This is a genomic window from Desulfovibrio desulfuricans (genome assembly GCF_004801255.1).
Classification (GTDB): domain Bacteria; phylum Desulfobacterota; class Desulfovibrionia; order Desulfovibrionales; family Desulfovibrionaceae; genus Desulfovibrio; species Desulfovibrio desulfuricans_C.
This window is the reverse complement of record NZ_CP036295.1, coordinates 3,183,928-3,203,222: the sequence shown is the minus strand read 5'-3', so window position 1 is coordinate 3,203,222 and position 19,295 is coordinate 3,183,928. Positions and strand designations below refer to the sequence as shown.

Annotated in this window: 15 protein-coding genes; 3 read left to right on the top strand and 12 right to left on the bottom strand. The window is 62.3% G+C overall.

Annotation, left to right across the window (positions count from 1 at the left end):
- Positions 1–20: 20 nt before the first annotated feature.
- The 4 genes from DDIC_RS13545 to DDIC_RS13530 all read right to left on the bottom strand — a co-directional run bounded on the left by DDIC_RS13545 (position 21) and on the right by DDIC_RS13530 (position 4,059).
- On the bottom strand, positions 21–224 hold the full coding sequence (locus tag DDIC_RS13545; protein WP_136400922.1) for a hypothetical protein: 204 nt from the start codon (positions 222–224) through the stop codon (positions 21–23).
- 137 nt (positions 225–361) lie between these two features.
- Complete coding sequence (purN, locus tag DDIC_RS13540; RefSeq protein WP_136400921.1) at positions 362–1,036, bottom strand: phosphoribosylglycinamide formyltransferase; 675 nt, start codon at positions 1,034–1,036, stop codon at positions 362–364.
- A gap of 3 nt (positions 1,037–1,039) precedes the next feature.
- Positions 1,040–2,557 carry a uroporphyrinogen-III C-methyltransferase gene (gene cobA / locus DDIC_RS13535; protein ID WP_136400920.1) on the bottom strand — a complete coding sequence of 506 codons (1,518 nt, stop codon included), beginning with the start codon at positions 2,555–2,557 and terminating at the stop codon, positions 1,040–1,042.
- A complete protein-coding gene (locus DDIC_RS13530) occupies positions 2,557–4,059 on the bottom strand; it encodes a leucyl aminopeptidase (protein ID WP_136400919.1) in 1,503 nt (500 codons plus the stop codon). Before DDIC_RS13530 ends, cobA begins: the two co-directional genes overlap by 1 nt.
- Positions 4,060–4,588: 529 nt before the next feature.
- Between DDIC_RS13530 and hemW the strand changes: the two genes are divergently transcribed.
- A complete protein-coding gene (gene hemW, locus DDIC_RS13525; RefSeq protein WP_136400918.1) occupies positions 4,589–5,878 on the top strand; it encodes a radical SAM family heme chaperone HemW in 1,290 nt (429 codons plus the stop codon).
- 383 nt (positions 5,879–6,261) lie between these two features.
- Complete coding sequence (locus DDIC_RS13520) at positions 6,262–6,945, top strand: Mpv17/PMP22 family protein (RefSeq protein ID WP_136400917.1); 684 nt, start codon at positions 6,262–6,264, stop codon at positions 6,943–6,945.
- Positions 6,946–7,062: 117 nt separating this feature from the next.
- Here DDIC_RS13520 and DDIC_RS13515 read toward each other — a convergent pair whose 3' ends face one another.
- The 7 genes from DDIC_RS13515 to DDIC_RS13485 form a co-directional block, all read right to left on the bottom strand.
- Positions 7,063–7,365: a hypothetical protein gene (locus DDIC_RS13515; RefSeq protein ID WP_136400916.1), complete on the bottom strand. Its 303-nt coding sequence runs from the start codon at positions 7,363–7,365 to the stop codon at positions 7,063–7,065.
- Between the two features lie 4 nt (positions 7,366–7,369).
- Positions 7,370–8,530 carry a glycerate kinase gene (locus DDIC_RS13510; protein ID WP_136400915.1) on the bottom strand — a complete coding sequence of 387 codons (1,161 nt, stop codon included), beginning with the start codon at positions 8,528–8,530 and terminating at the stop codon, positions 7,370–7,372.
- Positions 8,531–8,628: 98 nt separating this feature from the next.
- The gene (locus tag DDIC_RS13505; RefSeq protein ID WP_211088885.1) at positions 8,629–9,990 is read right to left on the bottom strand and encodes a gluconate:H+ symporter; all 1,362 of its coding nucleotides are present in this window, start codon (positions 9,988–9,990) and stop codon (positions 8,629–8,631) included.
- Between the two features lie 149 nt (positions 9,991–10,139).
- The gene (pdxA, locus tag DDIC_RS13500) at positions 10,140–11,135 is read right to left on the bottom strand and encodes a 4-hydroxythreonine-4-phosphate dehydrogenase PdxA (protein ID WP_136400914.1); all 996 of its coding nucleotides are present in this window, start codon (positions 11,133–11,135) and stop codon (positions 10,140–10,142) included.
- 46 nt (positions 11,136–11,181) lie between these two features.
- A complete protein-coding gene (locus DDIC_RS13495; protein ID WP_136400913.1) occupies positions 11,182–12,513 on the bottom strand; it encodes a four-carbon acid sugar kinase family protein in 1,332 nt (443 codons plus the stop codon).
- Between the two features lie 28 nt (positions 12,514–12,541).
- Positions 12,542–13,312 carry a DeoR/GlpR family DNA-binding transcription regulator gene (locus tag DDIC_RS13490; protein WP_136400912.1) on the bottom strand — a complete coding sequence of 257 codons (771 nt, stop codon included), beginning with the start codon at positions 13,310–13,312 and terminating at the stop codon, positions 12,542–12,544.
- Between the two features lie 325 nt (positions 13,313–13,637).
- On the bottom strand, positions 13,638–13,943 hold the full coding sequence (locus tag DDIC_RS13485) for a hypothetical protein (protein WP_211088884.1): 306 nt from the start codon (positions 13,941–13,943) through the stop codon (positions 13,638–13,640).
- A gap of 192 nt (positions 13,944–14,135) precedes the next feature.
- On the opposite strand from DDIC_RS13485, the gene mutL reads away from it, so the two are divergent.
- Positions 14,136–16,199, top strand: a complete 2,064-nt coding sequence (gene mutL, locus DDIC_RS13480) for a DNA mismatch repair endonuclease MutL (RefSeq protein WP_136400911.1) — start codon at positions 14,136–14,138, stop codon at positions 16,197–16,199.
- A gap of 86 nt (positions 16,200–16,285) precedes the next feature.
- Here the strand turns inward: mutL and DDIC_RS13475 are convergent, their stop codons facing one another.
- Entirely contained in the window at positions 16,286–19,102 is a 2,817-nt protein-coding gene (locus DDIC_RS13475; protein WP_136400910.1) for an FAD-binding and (Fe-S)-binding domain-containing protein, read from the bottom strand.
- Between the last annotated feature and the right edge of the window lie 193 nt (positions 19,103–19,295).

Here is a 19,295-nt window from a genome sequence, read left to right as displayed (position 1 = left end):
AATGCTGATTGAGTGCACAATCAATGGATGTGTCCTTCAAAGATAGTGAAATCTAGCACAGGAAAAAGCCGCTTTTCAACGGTCATCTGAGATTTGTAAGTTTTGTAAGTAATGTAAGCGGCGGCGTGAGATTGGCTGCCTGGGCGGAAATACGGCACGCCATCCCACGGCAACTGTTCAGCAAAGCTGGCAACGGCAGGGGCTTGGCCGGTTACAAAACTCATTTTTACTGGTTTGCCCCATATTTTTTTGCACGGTACCTCGTGGCCCCAGATGCTTTGCGTTTGCCGGGCGGCCCGCCGCAGCAAAAAGAGACCCCTTGCGGGGGTCTCTCCATAATTCGCGCTATGCGCACCTTGGGTCAGAATCCCTGCTCAAGCGGCGGCCACACCAGCCAGTCGCCGTCGCGCGGTGCGCGGGGTGTGCTGGCTGGCTTGAGGTGCACCTGCCGCTCCTGCACTTCAATGCGCCCCTGCGCCAGCCACTGTATGGCCTGAGGGTAGATGCGGTGCTCCATCACATGGATGCGGCTCATGAGGTCGTCAGCGCTTTCGCCCGCGTTGACCGGCACAACAGCCTGAATAAGCACCGGGCCGCTGTCCACCTTTTCTTCCACAAAGTGCACGGTGCAGCCTGATACCTTGACGCCATAGCTTACGGCATCCGCGCCGCCGTGCACGCCGGGAAAGCTCGGCAGCAGGGCGGGGTGAATGTTGATGACCCTGCCCGCAAAAGCCTCAAGAAACACGGGCGTCAGCAGGCGCATATAGCCCGCCAGCACCACCAGCTCGGCCCCGACCTCGCGCAGCGCCTCAACCATGCGGGCGTCAAAGCCCTCGCGGTCGGCAAAGGTCTTGTGATCCAGCACCAGGCAGGGAATGCCCGCCTTTTCCGCACGGGCAACAACGCCCGCGCCGGGCCGGTTGCAGACGATCAGGGCAATGCTGACATCAAGCACGCCCTGGGCGGCCTTGTCGATCATGGCCTGGGCGTTTGTGCCGCTGCCGGAGGCCAGAATGGCAATTTTCAGGGGCATTGATTATCTCGCAAAGTACGTTTTCAGGGCGTCCACCAGTGCCGGAATGGTATAATCCATGGGCATGATGTTGCATGTAAGGCCATGCTTTTGCAGTGTTTCTGCCGTGACAGGGCCAATGGCCGCCAGCTTGACTTCCGGGTGGGCCTTGAGCGTCGCCGCAGGGATAAGCGCAAGGAAGTTTTCCACCGTGGACGAAGAGCCAAAGGTCACGCAGCTCAGCGTGCCTGCGTTGATGCACTCAAGCACATCGTCCCTTTTGTGGGCGGTGGGCACGGTTTCGTACGCGGCAATAACGTCCACTACAGCGCCCGCCTTGCGCAGCTCGTCGGGCAGCACTTCGCGGGCCTTGGCGGCGCGGGGCAGTAAAAAGCGCTTGCCGGCCACGTTGCCGCCCTCAAGGGCCAGCAGGCCTTCAAGCACGCCCTCGGCCACGTAGCGCTCGGGGATAAAGTCGGGGGTGATGCCGCGCTCTGCGAGAGCGTCCGCCGTGGCGGGGCCGATGGCCGCAACCTTGCACTGGCCAAGGGCGCGGCTGTCCTTGCCCGCCTTGGCCAGACGCAGCCAGAAGTGCTTTACGCCGTTGACCGAGGTAAAGATAACCCAGCCGTATGAGGCCAGACTGGCCAGCGCCGCGTCAAGCTCGGCATAGTCGGCCAGCGGGCTGATTTCAATGGTGGGGCACTGGATGACCTCGGCCCCCAGATCCACAAGGCTTTGCGCCAGACCGCTGGCCTGCTCGCGGGCGCGGGTGACAACCACGCTGCGGCTGTACAGGGGCTTTTTTTCAAACCAGCCAAGAGTGTCGCGCAGGCCTGCCACCTTGCCCACCAGAATAACCGAAGGGTTGGTAAACTTGGCGTCCACAGCCGCCTGCGGCAGGCGCGCCAGCGTGTCCACCAGACTGCGCTGGTAGGGCGTGGTGCCGCGATAGATAAGGGCGGCGGGAGTTTGCGGGTCCATGCCGGCTTCAAGCAGATTGCGGGCGATGTCGGGCAGGTTTTTCATGCCCATGACAAAAACCAGGGTGGAGGCGCTGGCTGCCAGGGCGCGCCAGTTGTGCACAGAGCCGGGCTTGTTGGGGTTTTCGTGCCCGGTGATGATGGTCACCGAGGAGGAAAAATCCCTGTGCGTCACGGGAATGCCCGCGTAAGCCGGAGCGGCGATGGTGCTGCTGATGCCCGGCACTTCTTCAAAAGGCACGCCAGCGGCCACAAGCTCTTCGGCCTCTTCGCCGCCGCGACCAAAGATGTAAGGGTCGCCGCCCTTGAGGCGGGCCACTATCTTGCCTTCCTTGGCCTTGCGCACCAGCAGGGCGTTGATCTGGTCCTGCGGCAGGGCGTGGTTGCCCGCCACCTTGCCCACGTAGATTTTTTCCGCGTCGGGGCGGGCGTGGCAAAGCAGGCTGTCGTTGGCCAGGGCGTCGTACACCACCACATCGGCGGCGGCCAGGGCATCGCGCCCCTTGAGGGTCAACAGGCCCGGATCGCCGGGACCGGCTCCGATGAGAAATACCTTCATTACACGCCTCCCCTGGCGAGATCGAGCAGCGTACGCGCGCCAAAGGCCGTGGGACCGACCGGAACAAGCGGCGTGGCCTTGGCGGCCCAGTCTACGCCAGCTATGTCCAGATGCGCCCAGCGCACGCCCTCCTGAATAAAGTGTTGCAAAAAGAGCGCGGCATTGATGGCGCCGCCTTCGCGTGGGCCCATGTGGCAGATGTCGGCTACTTCGCTCTTGAGATTTTCCGTATAGGGCTTCCACAGGGGCAGGGGCCAGTATTCTTCGCCGCAAGCGCCGCCAGCCGCGCGTATGCGCTCGGCAAGGTCGGCGTCGTCGCTGAACAGGCCCGCCAGCTGGGTTCCCAGGGCAACTGCGCAGGCCCCTGTGAGCGTGGCTATGTCTATCACTGCGGCGGGGACCCAGTTTTTCTGGGCATAGGCCAGCGCATCGCACAGGGCAAGGCGGCCTTCCGCGTCGGTATTCTGAATTTCAACCGTGTCGCCGTTGGCTGCGCGCACCACATCACCGGGGCGCACGGCGCGGCCTCCGGGCATGTTTTCGGCGCAGGCCAGCAGCCCCACCACGCGGCGGGGCGCGTCCTCCTGCGCAAGGGCGGCCACCGTGGCCAGCACTGTGGCCGCGCCGGTCATGTCGGCCTTCATCTGGTGCATGTTGGCGGCGGGCTTGAGGCTGATGCCGCCCGAGTCAAAGGTGATGCCCTTGCCTACCAGCACCAGGGGTTTATCCTGCTCGTGCCCTTGCGGGGCGTGCTCAAGCACGATGAGCCGGGGCGGACGGCCCGAGCCCTGGCCCACGGCCATCAGGCAGCCCATGCCTTCTTTTTCCAGCTCGGTCTCGTCAAGCACGGTGCAGGCAAAGCCTTTTTCGCGCGCCAGCTCCTGGGCCTTCTGGGCCAGCAGGTCAGGGTAGAGCATATTGGAGGGGGTGGTGGCCAGGTCGCGGGCAAGGCTGACGGCCCAGGCGGCGTTTTCGCCCCTGCGGGCGGCGGCGTGGGCGGCGTCGGGCACTTCCTGCCCGTCAAAGGCCACGGCCAGCCATTGCGGGGCGGGGAGCTCGTCGGCGTCGGCCTTTTTAAGGGCCGTAAAGCTGTAAAGGGCCAGCAGCGCGGCGCATACGCATTCTTCAACCAGCCGCTCGCGGCCCCCTGGCAGCCTTGCCAGCGCCGGTTCGGGCAGCACCATGGAGGTATAGCCCTGCTTGCGGCACAGCTGTACCGCTGCGGCCACGGCCTTGCGGATGATGTCGGTGGTTACTTTTTCACGTGGGCCAAGGCCTACGGCCAGCACGCGGGGCACGGCAAGGTCGGGGTGACCGTGCAGCAGGGCCAGCTCGCCCTGTTTGCCCTTGAAGTCGCGCAGGGCAGGGGCTATGACCAGCCAGGGAGCGACCTTGTCCAGCTCGGGGAACTGGTCAAGCAGGGCCTCGCCCTGGCAGGCGGGAGCCAGCAAAACATCTCCCTTCCATTGTTCCGGCCCAAGATTCTGAAAGCGTATATCCATAGAGTTGCGTTCTCCTAGAGCAGATTAACGTTGAGAATGTGCATTCTCAACGTTTAAGGCGCGCACGTTCCGGCGCTTAACAGCGCAAATAAATAGCGGAGCTGTCTTCATCCGTAATGCCGCTTCTGCGGCAAACGGCTGCCGCAAGGCCCGAAGACTCGCCAACGGCTGAAGCAGCGCTTACGCCTGCATGGCGGGTGTCTGCGTGAGCAGACGCCAGAGTATTTCAAAGCTGAAATGCTCTGAGTGCGATGCCCGCGCGGCGCATGGGTTCTGTGGCGGGCGAGGGGCTGTTGCCTGACGCTTGCGCCGCGTTCCAATAGGTGAATATACTTCGGCGTGGCCGTTTTGCCAAGGGCGGCCAGCCGCCCGCAGGCGGAATTTCAGGCAGGCAGGCGGGTACGGGCATATTCCTTGCAACACTTTGAGCTGGATTGTTGCCTGCCTGTTGCGCTTCTGCTTTTTCATTGTTTCGCGGGGTGTTACGGGCTTATCGGGCGTCGTTTTTTTGTCACTCACAGGATTGTCTATGCTTTTGTACGTTCATGTTCCATTTTGCTCCACGCGCTGCCGGTACTGCGCCTTTCATTCCATCCCGCTGGGACGCGGCGTGGATGCGGCCTCCTCTCCGGCTGTGCGCGACTATGTGGATACCATGTTTCTTGAGCTGGCTCACTGGGGCGACGAGCTTGGCGGCAGCGAGGTGCAGACGGTGTTTTTTGGCGGGGGCACGCCCAGCCTGCTCTCGCCGCGCATCATCGGCCTGACCATGGAACGCATACGCAAGTATTTTAAGCTCGCGCCCAAGGCCGAGGTAACCCTTGAAGCCAACCCGGAATCGCTGCGCGGCGGCCACCGCGCGGCCCAGTATCTGGATGCGGGCATCAACAGGCTCTCCATAGGCGTGCAGAGCATGGACGAGGGCATGCTGCGTCTGCTGGGCCGTCCGCACAAGGCGCAGGACAGCCTGCATGTGGCCTTTCTGGCGCGCGAGGCGGGCTGCGCCAACATAAACCTTGACCTCATGTGGGGCCTGCCGGGGCAGAGCGTGCGCCAGTGGCTGCAGACGCTCAAGGATGTCATACGCATGGCGCCCGATCATATTTCCGCCTACGGGCTGACGCTTGAGCCGGGCACCCCCATCGAGCTGGATGTGGAGGAAGGCCGCCTCACGCTGCCGCCGGAGCGCGACCAGAACATCATGTTTATGGAAGGCGCGGCCATGCTTGAGCAGCAGGGCTATCTGCACTATGAAATTTCCAACTTCGCCCGCATGGGCTTTCAGTGCCGCCACAATATGGGCTACTGGGAAGGGCAGGATTATCTGGGCATAGGCCCCTCGGCCACGTCCACCATCAACAACCGCCGCTGGACCAACCCCTCAAGTCAGGCCGCCTGGAATGCGCGCACGCGCGAGGGCAAGCTGGGGCAAGAGGTGGAAGAGCTCACGCCCGAAACGCGCGTGCTCGAGCTGCTCATGCTGCGTCTGCGCACGGCGCGCGGGCTGCGCATCAAGGAATACCGCGAAATGACCGGGCGCGACTTTGTGCGCGACCATCAGCGGCTGGTGCAGGCCCTGCACGAAAACTCCCTCATACGCATCCGGCAGGGCTATATGCGGCTGACCCGCAGCGGCATGCTGGTTTCCAATTCCATTCTCAGCAACCTGTTTGCGCGCACGCGCGAGGTGCTCAGGCAGGCCGCGCTTACCGGCGGCCTCAAGCCGCAGGCGGTAGAGGCTTATGCCGAGGCGGGGCCGCAAGGCTCGCTGCAGGAGGACAGCCCCGAAGTCCGCCCTGTGCGTTGGCCCAGCGCCTGATTTTGCCTGATCCCCCCCCTCGTGCTCGCAAGTTTGTGCATGCCGGGTGTTTACGCGGAGCCAAAATGCAACTAGTATGCGGCAGCCGGTATTGACGGTTTCCCCCCTCCGTCTGACGGCTGATGCGACTGGCCGCGCGTTTGCGCGGCCATGGCTGATCCTTCCCAGCTGCAGGCGGCAACGCGCAGCGCGGGACCAACCGACGATGGCCTGTTCACTCTATGGCTCATTTGCCCCTGCTTGCGTCAGGACGCCTTTTTATTACAGTTGAGTACCCAACGTAGTACACGCCTTTCATAAAAAGGTTCCCTGCCTTGGCAGGAAACAAAATTTCTCATTGAGTCAACAGCCCCTGAGCGTCAACGAGAATACGGAGAGAGGGTATGCGGCAAAAGGATTTGGTGGTTTTTGGCGTTTGTGTGGCGGCGTTCGGATGGCTGGGGTTTGGGCCCGGAGCGCTTGAGGGCTTTATCAGCCTGACCGCCCAGTATCCTTTTGGCATGAGTTTTATCAAATTTGCCATTTTGGCGACGCTTGGCGAGTGCATTGCACTGCGCATCACCACGGGCGGCTATAACAGGGCTGGCTTCGGCATTTTGCCCAAGGCCGTCATCTGGGGCTTTCTCGGCATCGGCATCAAGATTGCCTTTACCGTTTACGGCGCGGGTACGTTCAAGCTGCTCAACGAGATGGGTCTGCTCTCGGGCGCTCCGACAAGCTTTGGCGCCAAGCTGCTCATGTCTTTTTCCATCAGCGTGCTCATCAACGTGCTGTTTGCCCCGGTGCTGATGATCACCCACAAACTCACCGATCTGCACATAGCGGGCACCGGCGGCACGCTCGGCGGCCTCTGCACCATGCCCGACGTGGCTTCGCTGTTCCGCGGCATCGACTGGAACTCCATGTGGAGCTTTGTGCTCAAAAAGACCATTCCCTTTTTCTGGATACCCGCGCACACCATCACCTTTATGCTGCCCGCGCACTTTCAGGTGCTGTTTGCGGCGGCGCTGGGCATCGCCCTGGGCGTGATTCTGGCTTTCGCGGGCCTGCGCGCCAAAAAGGCGTAAGCATGCGTTGAACGCTTGCGTGGCTCAGCCGCCGCAGGCGTGTAATGATAAAAACGGCCGCACGTTACTGTGCGGCCGTTTTTGCATTCTGTCAGCGCCAGATGCGGGCGGCGCAAATCAGAAGAGCAGGCCGCTCTGCCGGATGATTTCCTGCCCGTTGGGCAACGACGGCAGCAAGGTCGCCGCCATGATTGCGTAGTGCACCGCCGTGGGTTTGAAGCCGTAACGCGGGGTGACAAAGATGAATATGAGGCACAGGGCCGCCACCACAAAAACCAGCACATTGGCCTGCTGCGAGGCCCATGGCAGGGCTGCGGCGTACAGCACGGCGTAGATGCCCCAGGCTGCCGCCATGGCGCAGACAAAGAGGATGTTAAAGCCGGGGTGCGTGCGCCAGCTCTGGCGGTAGTCGGTAAGCATGCTGTTATTTACCCGCGCCGTTTGCGCCAAGCTCAAGACCCATGGCAAGTATGGCGGCAATGTTGCGCGCGGCCATGCGCAGGTTTTCGTTGCCCTCGGTGAGGGCCTCGTCAATGGTGCAGGGGCGGTACAGCACGCTTGAAACGGCATCTATGCCGTGGGCAAACACGGCGTCCACGTCGTTGCGCAGCGAGCCGCCGATGGCGATCACAGGCTTGTTGTGACGCTTGGCCACGCGGGCCACGCCCACGGGGGTTTTGCCAAAGGCCGTCTGGCCGTCAATGCGGCCCTCGCCGGTGACAACGATATCGGCATCGCGCACATGCGCGTCCAGACCCACAGCTTCGGTAACGATTTCGCTGCCGGGGCGCAGCCGCCCCTTCAAAAAAGCGTACATGGCCGCGCCCATGCCTCCGGCCGCGCCCGCGCCGGGCAGGTCGGCCATATCCACGCCAAGGTCGCGGCGCGCAATGGCCGCAAAATTTTGCAAATACCCGTCGAGCTGCCGCACCATCTCCGGGTCGGCGCCTTTTTGCGGGCCAAAAATGGCCGACGCGCCGCGTGGACCGCACAGGGGGTTATCCACATCGCAGGCCACGTCAATGGTGCAGTCGGCAAGGCGGGCGTCAAAGGCCGACATGTCGATGCGCGCCAGCCTGCCGAGCCCAAGGCCGGTGGGTTCGATTTCGTGCCCGTTTTCTTCCAGCAGGCGCACGCCCAGGGCCTGAAGCATGCCTGCCCCGCCCTCATTGGTGGCGCTGCCGCCAATGCCCAGAATGAATTTGCGCGCTCCGGCGTCCAGCGCCGAGCGTATGAGCTGCCCTGTGCCGTAGCTTGTGGTGTTGAGGGGGTTGCGCTTTTGCGGCGGCACAAGCCCCAGACCGCTTGCGGCGGCCATTTCGATGACGGCGGTTGCGCCGTCGCCGGTCAGACCGTAAACAGCCTCCACCGGGTTGCCCAGGGGCCCGCGCACGGTTGCGGAAACACGGCGGCCAGCCGTGGCTTCGACCATGGCTTCAACGGTGCCCTCGCCGCCGTCGGCCACAGGAACCTTGACGTAGACCGCGTCAGGAAAAACCTCGCGGAAGCCGGATTCGATGGAAGCGGCCACTTGCAGGGCCGTCAGGCATTCCTTGTACGAGTCGGGAGCGATGACGATCTTCATTGCAGGTTCCTTGATGGTGGGCTTGCGGTGGCAGAGAGACTACGTGTTCCATGATAGCGCCGGGGCCTGCGAAACACCAGACCCCGGCGCTTTGCTCATTACAGGAACATGGAGAGCAGCAGCGTGCCGATAAGGCCCAGCACGGCCGCAATGGTCGTGCCCGCCGTATAGGTCGCGTACATGGAACCCATGGGTATGCCAAGGGATTCCTTGACAAACCAGAAGCCGGAGTCGGTCACGTGCGAAGCGCCCGTTGCGCCCGCGCCGATGACAATGGCCATAAGGGCCGGGTCAATGCCGGGGTTGCTGCTGAGCACGGGCAGGATAAGCCCGGCGGCGGTCATCATGGACACGGTGGCGCTGCCCAGGGCAAAGCGCAGGGCAATGGCGATGATCCAGGCCAGGATGAGGGGGCTGATGTGGATGCTGGTGAGCACCTGCTTGAGCACAATGCCCACGCCGCTGTCGGTGATAATCTGGTTAAGCGCGCCAGCCGCGCCGATAACCAGCATGATGGAGGCCAGCGGGGCCATGCCCTGCTCGCTGAAGCGACCCAGCTGATCCCAGCTGAAGCCCCGCTTGAGACCAAAAACCACGTAGGCCACCACGGCGGAGATGAACAGGGCGATCATGGGCGTGCCCACAAAGTTGACATAGGGCATGTACGCGGGCGGGTTATGCTTGTCGATGGTCAGCTCAACCACTGTCTTGGCGATCATGAGCAGCAGGGGCAGCAGCATGACGACCAGCGAGCTGCCAAAGGGGGGCAGCTCGGCTTCCTTGCGCGGCTCGGTATTGGCGTACACGCCGGTAAGGGGCACGGCGGGCAGGCGCTTGGCAATAAACTTGCCGTAGATGGGGCCGGCGATGCTGGCGGCGGGCAGGCCCACCAGCAGGCCAAAAAAGATAACCTTGCCCACGTCAGCCTTGAGCAGGTCGGTAACGGCCATGGCGGCCGGGTGCGGCGGCACGATGCAGTGCACCGTGGTCAGGGCCACCACAAGGGCCATACCTACCTGAATGAGGGGCAGCTTGGATTCCTTGACGATGGAGAACATGAGCGGCGTCAGCAGGATGATGCCCACCTGCAGAAAAACCGGGATGCCGCAGATATAGCCCACAACCATCATGGCCCAGTGCGCTTTTGACTGGCCGAGGATGTTGATGAGCGTCCGCGCCAGCCGTTCTGCCGCGCCGGAGACTTCCATCAGTTTGCCAAGTATGGCCCCGAGGGCCAGGATGGGCGCAAGAAAACCCAGGGTTTTGCCAAGGCCGCCTTCAAAGGCCATGACAATCTTGGCCAGTTCCATGTTGTGCGTCAGCGCCAGAAACAGGCTGGCCGCAGTCAGGGAAACAAAGGCGTGTATTTTGAAGCAAATGCACAGCACAATGACGATGGCGATGGAAATGCACAGCATGGTCATTGAATAGCCGATGCCGAACGATTGGACGGCAGTCATCTCAACCTCCGTGGATGTGGTTGCGATACGGTGGGGGCTTGCCCGCGCCGGTAAGGGTTGGGGGAATGGTTGACGGTGCGACGGTAGGTTCTTTTTTTGCTCTGCCACCCTCCGGCTGCGGTGCGCAAATCACATCCTCTGCCCTGAAATCAGGCCCTTTTGAAATTGGGGGCGTATTCCGCAGCCAGACGTATGGCCTCCACCATGCTGACAGGGCTGACCTTGCCTGTGCCGGCAATGTCAAAGGCCGTGCCGTGGTCCACCGAGGTACGCAAAATGGGCATGCCCAGCGTAAGCGAGATGGTGCGCTCAAAGTCCACCATCTTGGTCGCTATGTGCCCCTGGTCGTGGTAGAGCGAAAGCACGGCGTCCCAGGCTCCCTTGAGGGCAAAATGAAAAACGGAATCCGCCGGGTTGGGGCCGAAAACGTTCAAGCCCTGGCGGCGGGCTTCTTCAATGGCCGGGACGACCTCGGCATTTTCCTCGTTGCCAAACAGGCCGTGCTCGCCGCAGTGGGGGTTGAGGCCCGCCACCACCATGCTGGGGTTTTTCAGCCCCAGCAGCTTGAGGGCGCTGGTGCAGCGGCTGATGTAGTCGAGCACGCGTTCCTTTTTTACGGCGCGGCAGGCGTCGATGAGCGAGAGGTGGCGGGTGAGAAAGAATACGCGCAGGTTGTGCACCTGAAACATGGTCAGGGGATCTTTTGTGCCGGTCAGGTCGCCAAATATTTCGGTGTGTCCAATGTAGGGCACGCCGCCCGCCTTGAGCGATTCCTTGTTGATGGGCGTGGTGGCCACTGCCGCCGTTTTGCCCGCCATGGTCAGCTCGATGGAGGTCTTGATGTACTCAAAGGCCGCTTTGCCGCACTGGGCCTGCACCTTGCCGTAGGCAAAGCTGGCCATGTCCACGTTGTCCAGACTGATGATGTTGGCCGCGCCCTCGTGCCAGCCGTTGAGGTTGGCGTCCACCTCGTTGAAGTCGAGGTTGACCTTCATGATGTCGGCTGCCCGGCGCATGATTTCGGTATTGCCCACCACCAGCACCGTGGCCATGTCGGCAACGGCAGGGTCCGCCAGCGAGGCGGCCAGAATTTCCGGTCCCACGCCGGCGGGGTCGCCCATGGGGGCGCAAATCAGGGGTTTCATCTATAAAATCCTTGTATTTAAACAGGTTGATTTGCGAGGCTGCGGTCTAGGCAGGCCGTTTGCGGGTTGAAATTTTGGTGAACAGGTATTCCACGCATTCCACAAGGCTGTCCTTGTCGCCCACAAAGCCGCCCTTGGTGATCATGGGCAGGTCGGGGTGCTCGCCGCCGATAATGTGGCCGTAAACGGCAAGGGGCAGCACCATGACCCGCACGGAAAACCCGCCCGCCTTGAGCTTGCGCATGACCGAAACCGTAACCTCGCCGCCCGAGGTGTACAGGCCGCCGATGCGCAGGTTGTCGTTTTGCAGGGTTTTCTGGGCCACCTGGGCCAGGGCCATGTTGATACGGCGCGAAATTTCGCTTGGCGCAATGCCGAGGCGCTGCGACATCTCCTGCATGGGGAAAACGTCTTCCTTGCTGGTGGCGGTGCACACGCCAAGAACCTTGGTGTCTTCGGGCGCGGCAAATACGGCGTCCAGCACGCGGCGGCACTCGGCCTGCGATTCCGCCTCGCCCGCCAGCACCTTGCGTACGTCCATGGGCACGATGTGGCAGGGGTGAGCGAGGCGCAAGGCCTCCATCTGCACGCGGGTGAGCTCGCTGGTGCTGCCCACGGTCAGAAAGATGCGGTTTTCAAACTCCGCGCGCGGGGCCTCGATGCGCGCGGCGGCAAGCTCGGCGGTAAACGGACCGGGATCGAGCGATACCAGCGGATAGGGCGCATCGGCCAGCGACTGGGCGATAACGGCAATGTCGTCGTCGGACACGGCGTCGCAGACCACGGCGCGGCAGCCCCTGGCGCGAGCGGCCTCAATGGCCTCGCGCACGGGGGCGGGGCCTGCGAGCACCTTTTCCAGCGACACAAAGCCGCAGGGTAGCGAGGTCTGGTCGGCAATGATTTTGAGCACGGCGGTGTGGTGCACGGGGGTGGCAGCGTCCTTGGCAATGGGCGAGCGCTCCAGCGGCACGCCATGCACAATCTGGTAGCCGCCCACGCAGATGCGGCCCGAATGCGGGTAGGACGATACCATCACCGCAAGGGTTTCGTTGTGACCGTGGCTGTCGTCCATGGCCTTGATCACGGCTTCAAGCTCCGCCCCCACATTGCCCCGCAGGGTGGAATCTATGCGTTTGGAGACAAGGGCGGGTTTTTCAAGATTAAACGCCCGCACGGCGTCGTACACGGACTTCCAGGCGTCCTGGCGGTGCAGCAGGCGGCTTTCGGCATTGAGGCAAACGGCGTCGCACTGCGTAAACTCCTTGGGGTTCCAGTGGGCAAGGCCCAGGCAGGTGGCGCTGGAAAAGCCCTTGGCGGCAAGCAGCGCGCCATTGTCGTTCGCACCTGTAAAATCGTCGGCAATAACGGCTATGATCATACGGTAACCTTCCGGTAGTTGTGACGGTCTAGTTTGCAACGCACAGGCGCGCGCCTGCGTCGTTCAGGGCGGCCTGGGCTTCAGCGGGCAGGCCGCCGTCGGTGATGATGTGGTCAAAGCGTTGCAGTTCGGCCACCAGCCAGGGGCTGAATTTGGCGTATTTGGATGAGTCAGCCAGCAAAAAGGTTTTGTCGGCGCTGACCATGAGCTGGCGCTTGTAGTGCGTCTTGGCCGGGGTGCTGGTGGTTACGCCGTGGTGGATATCCCATACGTTGGTGCCCACAAAGGCCATGGTGAGACGCAGCCCGCGCAGATAGGCCACGGCGTCGCTGTCGTTGCAGGCGCGGCTGACCGGGTCGATGCGCCCGCCCGAAAGAAAAACCGAAATATGCTCGCAGCCGGAAAGCAGCAGTGCAATTTCAAGGTCAGGGGTAACCACGCCAAGGCTGGTAAGCGGCAGGGTCGGGAGCAGGCGGGCCAGCTCAAGGCTGGTGGTGCCCGCATCCAGGGCGATGAAGTCTTCGTTTTTAATATACAGGCTGGCAGCGCGGGCGATGGCCAGCTTGGCGTCAAGCATGGACACGGCCTTGCGGGCGCGGGGGATGTCGTTGGCCTCAAAGTTGAGGGGTACAGCGCCGCCCCAGGTAAGCTCAAGCTGGTTGCGCTCTTCAAGCATCTTGAGGTCGCGCCTGACCGTCATGGTGGAAATGCCCAGCGCTTCGGCCAGTTCGCGCGTGTTGACCGCGCCCTTGTTCTTGATGAGGCGGGCCATTTCTCTGCGGCGTTCTGCTGGCAACATGGCGGCTCCGGCGTGACGGTTGAGTGTTAATTTTATTTCAAGTTTGTTGCTTTGTGTTATGCTCCTCGTGAATAATATCGTCAAGCGGGCTGTTGATATGTTGGTTAATCAACCAATATTTATTTTTTATTGTGCCAGAAAATGTTGTTTTTTGTTGCAGGGGGCCGGGCGGTAAATAAAAAACCCCGGAGACTGAATGTCCGGGGCTGAAAGGCTGAGACGATGCCGACGCACGTATGGTCCAAGACGCAAAAAGGCCGCCGGGCACATGAACCGGCGGCCTTTTGCTGGGGTGTACGCGGGCGGGGTAGACCCGCGCTGGCTACTACGCGTTGCCGAAAAATGGGGGTCGGCGCGTCTTGGCTTCGCCGCTGACCCGGAATATCTGTACCGTGTACTGGTCTTTGCCGCTGCACATGGGGCAGCCGTCTGTAACCAGCATGCAGGACGAATCGAGCTCAAGGGGATCGATACCGGCCATATGGAGAATATGTGTGGCCTTGCCCTGCTCCCACATGACGGGGGAGCCGCAGCGTGCGCATTCTACATAGAGCATTTCCGGGTCGTAACCTGTGGGCACGGGAGTGCCGCGCAGGGGCTCGGCAATGGCTTTCATGGTGTTGCTTTGCATAAAAACCTCCCTGCGTGCTTTACGCGCTGCCAGAAGTTTGGCGGCGCGCATTCGCAGCCTAGCCTTACATACATAAGCACAGCGTGCGCCGAGGCAAGCCCCGCCGCCGGAATTTGTTCGCCACGCGCAGGCGCGCATGCGGCGCAGGCAGGGCCGCTTGCCTTGCTGAGCGCAGCCGAATACACTGCGGGCATGTCTGAAAAACACCGTCATATACGTTTGCTCCCGCCTGAGTTGCGCAACCAGATCGCCGCTGGCGAAGTGGTAGAGCGCCCTGCCAGCGTGCTTAAGGAACTGGTGGAAAACAGCCTTGACGCCGACGCCGCGCAGATTGATGTTTGCCTCGAAAACGGCGGTCAGAGCCTGATCAGCGTACAGGACGACGGCTGCGGCATTGCTGCGGACGACCTTGAGCTGGCTGTGACCCGTCACGCTACAAGCAAAATCGCCAGTCTGGCAGATCTTGAGCACATCAGCTCGTACGGCTTCAGGGGCGAGGCGCTGCCAAGCATTGCCTCTGTCTCGCGTTTTTCCATTACCTCGGCCGTGACCGGCCCCGACGGACAGTCGCAGGCCCACAAGGTTGAAGTGGAGCACGGCGTGCTGAGGGTTTCGGCTCCTGCCGCCCTGCACCGGGGCACGCGGGTGGAAGTGCGCGACCTTTTTTCCAACATACCAGCACGCTTGAAATTTTTAAAGACCCCCTCCACCGAGTTCAAACGCGCGCAGGACTGGCTGGCGCGGCTGGCTCTGGCCCGGCCCGCTGTAGGGTTGAGCCTCAGCGCGGGCGAACGCGAGGCCTTGCGTTTTTTGCCGGGGCAGAGCCTGGCCGAACGTCTGGCCGTGCTTTGGCCCAAGCTTATTGTGGACGCCTTGCGCCCCTTTGACGCGACCCGGCACGGCATCCGCGCGCGGGGGCTTGCCGCCCTGCCCAACGTGAGCCAGCCGCGCGGCGACCGCATGCTGTTTTACGTCAACGGGCGTTCGGTTACGGACAAGCGCCTGATGGCCGCCGTGCGCGAGGCCTACAAGGGCCGCATGACCAGCCGGGACTTTCCGCAGGTGGCCCTGTTTGTCGAGATGGACCCGGCCGAGGTTGACGTGAACGTGCACCCGGCCAAGTCAGAGGTGCGCTTCAGGGACGAATCGGCGCTGTTTTCCGCCGTGCTGCACGCCGTGCAGGGGGCGTTGGTCACCTCCTTTGATGTGGCCGAAAATATCTGGCCGCAGGCAGCCGCCGGACAGCCAGAAACGGAAAAGGCCGACGGGGCGTCGGCCCCCCGTCCGCAGGGCTTTTGGGGCAGGCTGGACAACCCGCCTCTCATTCAGCCGCAGGAGCGTGAAAAAACGCAGGACGAGGACACTCCGTGGCAGGCCAGCGAACCGACTGGCGCATGGGGCGTCGCGGCCCCCGGCAGCGCGGAGCGGGCCGGGCTGGCTGCCCCCACGGCGCAGGCGGCGGCAATGCCGGGCCAGAAGCCGGAGGCGCTGTTTGTTGAGGCCCCGGCGGAGCCTTCGGGCCTTGCGGAGGGTGCGTCCAGCTACGCGCAGACCCCGCAGACAGGGTGCGGCGAGGAATACGTATCCGCGACAGGCGGCGCTGCATTTGCGGATGCAGGCGTCGACGGCGCTGGCGACCCAGGTGTAGCCATGGGTGCGGAGAATGCGTTTTTTGCGCACGGGCAGGAGCGTCAGCCCCTGACAGTGGGATCGTTTACCTATCTTGGGCAGGTGGCGTTGACCTATCTGGTGTTGCGCGATGCTTCGGGCGCGCTGCTGCTGCTAGACCAGCACGCGGCGCACGAGCGCGTGCTGTACGCCCGCCTGCGGCGCGGGGGCTTCGCTGGTTCTGGCCAGCTGCTGGCCCTGCCGCTGGATCTGCCCCTGCACCCGGCGGAAATGGAACGTTTTTTTGAATTGCGGCCCCGGCTGGAATCACTGGGCTTTGCTCTGGAGGCCAGCGGCGGCAACCTGCGCGTCAACGCCATGCCCCCGGTGCTCTCTCGCGCCGAGGCCAGGGACTTTTTGCGCGAGGCGCTGGCCGGTCGCAAGGACGATCTGGCTGACATGTTCATATCCATGTCCTGCAAGGGGGCCATCAAGGCCGGGCAGCGGCTTGCCGACGACGAGGCCGCCGGGCTGCTGCAGCAGTGGCTGGAAACCCCCGACCGGGAATACTGCCCCCATGGCCGCCCCTGCGTGCTGCGCTGGGACGCCGCCGAACTGGAAAAGATGTTCAAGCGAAAGCAGTCGTAAACAGTATTGGCATGAAGCGCGTCCTTGACCACGCGCACGGCAAAAGCACTGCGGGCGGCCTTCATTTGAGAGCCGCCCGCGTTTTGCTAGTCGCTGGCTTCGTCAACCAGATAGACTATGGAGTAGTAGGGTATGCCGCCGTGCAGCGAGAGGCCGATCTGGCAGGTGCGGCTGGAGGAATAGCCCACCTCGCAGGTGCTTACCTGCATGCGCAGGCCCTTGAGCGCGGCCTCGTTGAGCTCTGGGTGGGTAAAGCCACGGTCGCCCGCCCAGCCGCAGCAGTTGATGCCGTCGGGTACGACGACGGTTTGGGCGCACTTGCGGGCCAGTTCTTCAAGCTTGCCCTCAAGGCCCATCTTGCGCATGGAGCAGGTGGCGTGCAGGGCCACGGTTTTGGGCAGCTTTTTGAGCTTGAGCGTGTCCATGAGGTTCTCGAGGATAAACTGCACAGGCTCCATCAGTTTGATGCTGGGGTCGAGGGTCTGTTTCATGTGCAGGAGGCAGGGGCTTGTTTCGCACAGCACGGGGTATTCACCATTATTGGTGGCCTCGCGCAGCACTTTTTCCAGCTCCTGTTCCTTTTTATGGGCCGCGTCGGCAAGGCCCTTGCTGGCAAAGGCCATGCCGCAGCACAGCTTGTCCAGATTGTTGGGCAGAATGACGTCGTACCCGCCCTTGAGCAGCACGCTGATGACGGCTTCCGGCTCTGTACGGCGGTCGCTGTGCTCCTCGCCGGGGCCCATGTTGCGGGCTATGCAGCTGGGGAAGTAGACAACCTTTTTGGCATTGCTGGTGTAAGGCGAGGGCATATAGACCGACCCCCCGCCCTTGGGCATGTTTTTGTTCCACAGCGGCGCCTTGTTGAAGGTCAGGCAGCGCAACAGGCGCGAGCCGTCGCGCATGATGCTTGTGCCAAGCATGCGGTGCAGGGTGTCCACGCTGTTGAGGGCGATGGACATGGCCTTGCACGTTCCCGCAAAGTGGTCGGCAATGCTTCCGGCAATGCTTTTGCTGAGCGAACCGGCGTCCTTTTTGCGCAGGCTTTTAATGAATACGCCCGTATCCACGCCAGCGGGGCAGCGGGGGCGGCACAGGCTGTCTGTGGCGCAGGTGGCCTTGCCCATGTATTCATAGCCCTTTTCCAGCTTTTTCAGCTCGCTGCTTTCGGGGTCGGCCGCGCGCAGGCGGCATATTTCGCGGTACACGGTGATGCGCTGTCGCGGCGTGAGCGTAAGATCGCGCGAGGGACAGACAGATTCGCAAAAACCGCATTCCATGCACTTGTCCACCAGCTCGTCGGCGGGGTGCAGGGGCTTGAGGTTTTTAAGGTGCCCCTGCGAATCGCTGTTGAGCAGCACGCCGGGGTTGAGGATGTTCTTGGGGTCGAGCAGGCTTTTGATCTCCTTCATGATGGCATAGGCCTGGCTGCCCCACTCCAGCTCCACAAAGGGCGCAATATTGCGGCCCGTGCCGTGCTCCGCCTTGAGCGAACCGTCGTATTTTTCTGTAACCAGCTTGCAGAAGTCTTCCATAAAGCCCTTGTAGCGGGTCACCTCTGCCGGTGCGCCAAAATCCTGCCAAAAGACAAAGTGCAGGTTGCCGTCGCGCGCGTGGCCAAAGAGCGGGGCCACAGTGTAGCCGTGGCGGGCAAAAAGCTCCTGCAGGTCGGTGGCGGCCTCGCCCAGTCTGTCGAGGGTAAAGGCCACGTCTTCAATCACAATGGACGTGCCTACAGGCCGCATGCCGCCCACCGAGGCCAGAATACCTTTGCGTATGAGCCACAGTTTGGTGAATTCCTCGGGCTTGTCGGTAAAGGCGTAGGGCCGCACAAAGGTTACGCCGGCAAAGGCCGCGTCGATGGCGGCGATGTCCTTTTCAAGCTGTTCGCGGCTGGCGGCGCGGGTTTCCACCAGCAGGGAGCACACGTTGTCGTCCAGGGTTTCCAGCCCCTCGGGCAGGCCGGGGGTTCCCTCAACCGAGCGCAACGAGGCGCGGTCCATAAGCTCTGCCGCGGCCACGGGCAGGGTTGCCACAGCCGTGGCCAGATCGCAGGCGGCCTTGACCGTGGGCAGCAGCAACAGGGCCGAGGCCTTGAAGGGGGCCTCCTCCACCGTGCGGTAGGTCACCTCGGCTATGAAGCCCAGCGTGCCCTCTGAGCCGACCATGACGTGCTGCAAGATTTCAAAGGGGTCTTCGTAATCCACCAGGGCGTTGAGGCTGTAGCCCGTGGTGTTTTTGATCTTGAATTTGCGGCGGATGCGGTCGGCCAGCTCCGGGTTGTCCATGATCTGTTTGCGCAGGTCGGCCAGCCCGTTGAGGATGTGGGCGTGGGTGCGGGCAAAGGCGGCGCGGCTTTTGGCGTCGGCCGTATCCAGCAGCGTGCCGTCGGCCAGCACCATGCGCGAAGAAATAACGGTCTTGTACGAATTGTCCGATGTGCCGCAGCACATGCCGCTGGCATTGTTGGCAAAAATGCCGCCGATAAAACAGCTGTCGATGGAGGCCGGATCCGGCCCGATTTTTTTGCCAAATTCGGCCAGAATTTTATTGGCTCCGGAGCCGATGATGCCGGGCTGCAAGGTGATGCGCTCGGCCCCCGCGCCCACCCGCCAGTTGCGCCAGCCCTTGCCTATGCGCACCAGTACGGAATCAGACACAGCCTGGCCCGACAGGCTGGTGCCTGCGGCGCGAAAAGTGACAGGCACGCGCATGCGGTCGGCCAGTGCCACCAGCTGCACAACTTCGGTCTCGTCCAGCACGTCCACCACGATCTTGGGCGTCAGGCGGTACACGCTGGCGTCCGTGCCATAGGCCAGCATGCGCAGCGGGTCTGTGTGGATGCGGTCTTTAGAAATAAAGTCCAAAAGGGCTTCTTTAAATTCCTTGTAGGGAGATGCAAGCATGGACAAACCTCCGTGGCGATGCCGTTGAGTGGGCGCTTATGGAGCGCTGGCGAGGGAAAGTTGCCGTTAATACCTGATATGGGCTGGGCATTTTGTGGATTGCTGCCGGTCAGATATGGAGAGGGCATTGGGTTAACGATAACAGTTGTCGGAACGGAAGGCTACTGTTTGCCAGCACAAAAGCGTAGAGATC

What these genes read in the sequence shown, in the direction of transcription:
- DDIC_RS13545 (WP_136400922.1), bottom strand. Translation starts at nt 224, where the DNA reads ATGAGTTTTGTAACCGGCCAAGCCCCTGCCGTTGCCAGCTTTGCTGAA.
- purN (WP_136400921.1), bottom strand. Translation starts at nt 1,036, where the DNA reads ATGCCCCTGAAAATTGCCATTCTGGCCTCCGGCAGCGGCACAAACGCC.
- cobA (WP_136400920.1), bottom strand. Translation starts at nt 2,557, where the DNA reads ATGAAGGTATTTCTCATCGGAGCCGGTCCCGGCGATCCGGGCCTGTTG.
- DDIC_RS13530 (WP_136400919.1), bottom strand. Translation starts at nt 4,059, where the DNA reads ATGGATATACGCTTTCAGAATCTTGGGCCGGAACAATGGAAGGGAGAT.
- hemW (WP_136400918.1), top strand. Translation starts at nt 4,589, where the DNA reads ATGCTTTTGTACGTTCATGTTCCATTTTGCTCCACGCGCTGCCGGTAC.
- DDIC_RS13520 (WP_136400917.1), top strand. Translation starts at nt 6,262, where the DNA reads ATGCGGCAAAAGGATTTGGTGGTTTTTGGCGTTTGTGTGGCGGCGTTC.
- DDIC_RS13515 (WP_136400916.1), bottom strand. Translation starts at nt 7,365, where the DNA reads ATGCTTACCGACTACCGCCAGAGCTGGCGCACGCACCCCGGCTTTAAC.
- DDIC_RS13510 (WP_136400915.1), bottom strand. Translation starts at nt 8,530, where the DNA reads ATGAAGATCGTCATCGCTCCCGACTCGTACAAGGAATGCCTGACGGCC.
- DDIC_RS13505 (WP_211088885.1), bottom strand. Translation starts at nt 9,990, where the DNA reads ATGACTGCCGTCCAATCGTTCGGCATCGGCTATTCAATGACCATGCTG.
- pdxA (WP_136400914.1), bottom strand. Translation starts at nt 11,135, where the DNA reads ATGAAACCCCTGATTTGCGCCCCCATGGGCGACCCCGCCGGCGTGGGA.
- DDIC_RS13495 (WP_136400913.1), bottom strand. Translation starts at nt 12,513, where the DNA reads ATGATCATAGCCGTTATTGCCGACGATTTTACAGGTGCGAACGACAAT.
- DDIC_RS13490 (WP_136400912.1), bottom strand. Translation starts at nt 13,312, where the DNA reads ATGTTGCCAGCAGAACGCCGCAGAGAAATGGCCCGCCTCATCAAGAAC.
- DDIC_RS13485 (WP_211088884.1), bottom strand. Translation starts at nt 13,943, where the DNA reads ATGCAAAGCAACACCATGAAAGCCATTGCCGAGCCCCTGCGCGGCACT.
- mutL (WP_136400911.1), top strand. Translation starts at nt 14,136, where the DNA reads ATGTCTGAAAAACACCGTCATATACGTTTGCTCCCGCCTGAGTTGCGC.
- DDIC_RS13475 (WP_136400910.1), bottom strand. Translation starts at nt 19,102, where the DNA reads ATGCTTGCATCTCCCTACAAGGAATTTAAAGAAGCCCTTTTGGACTTT.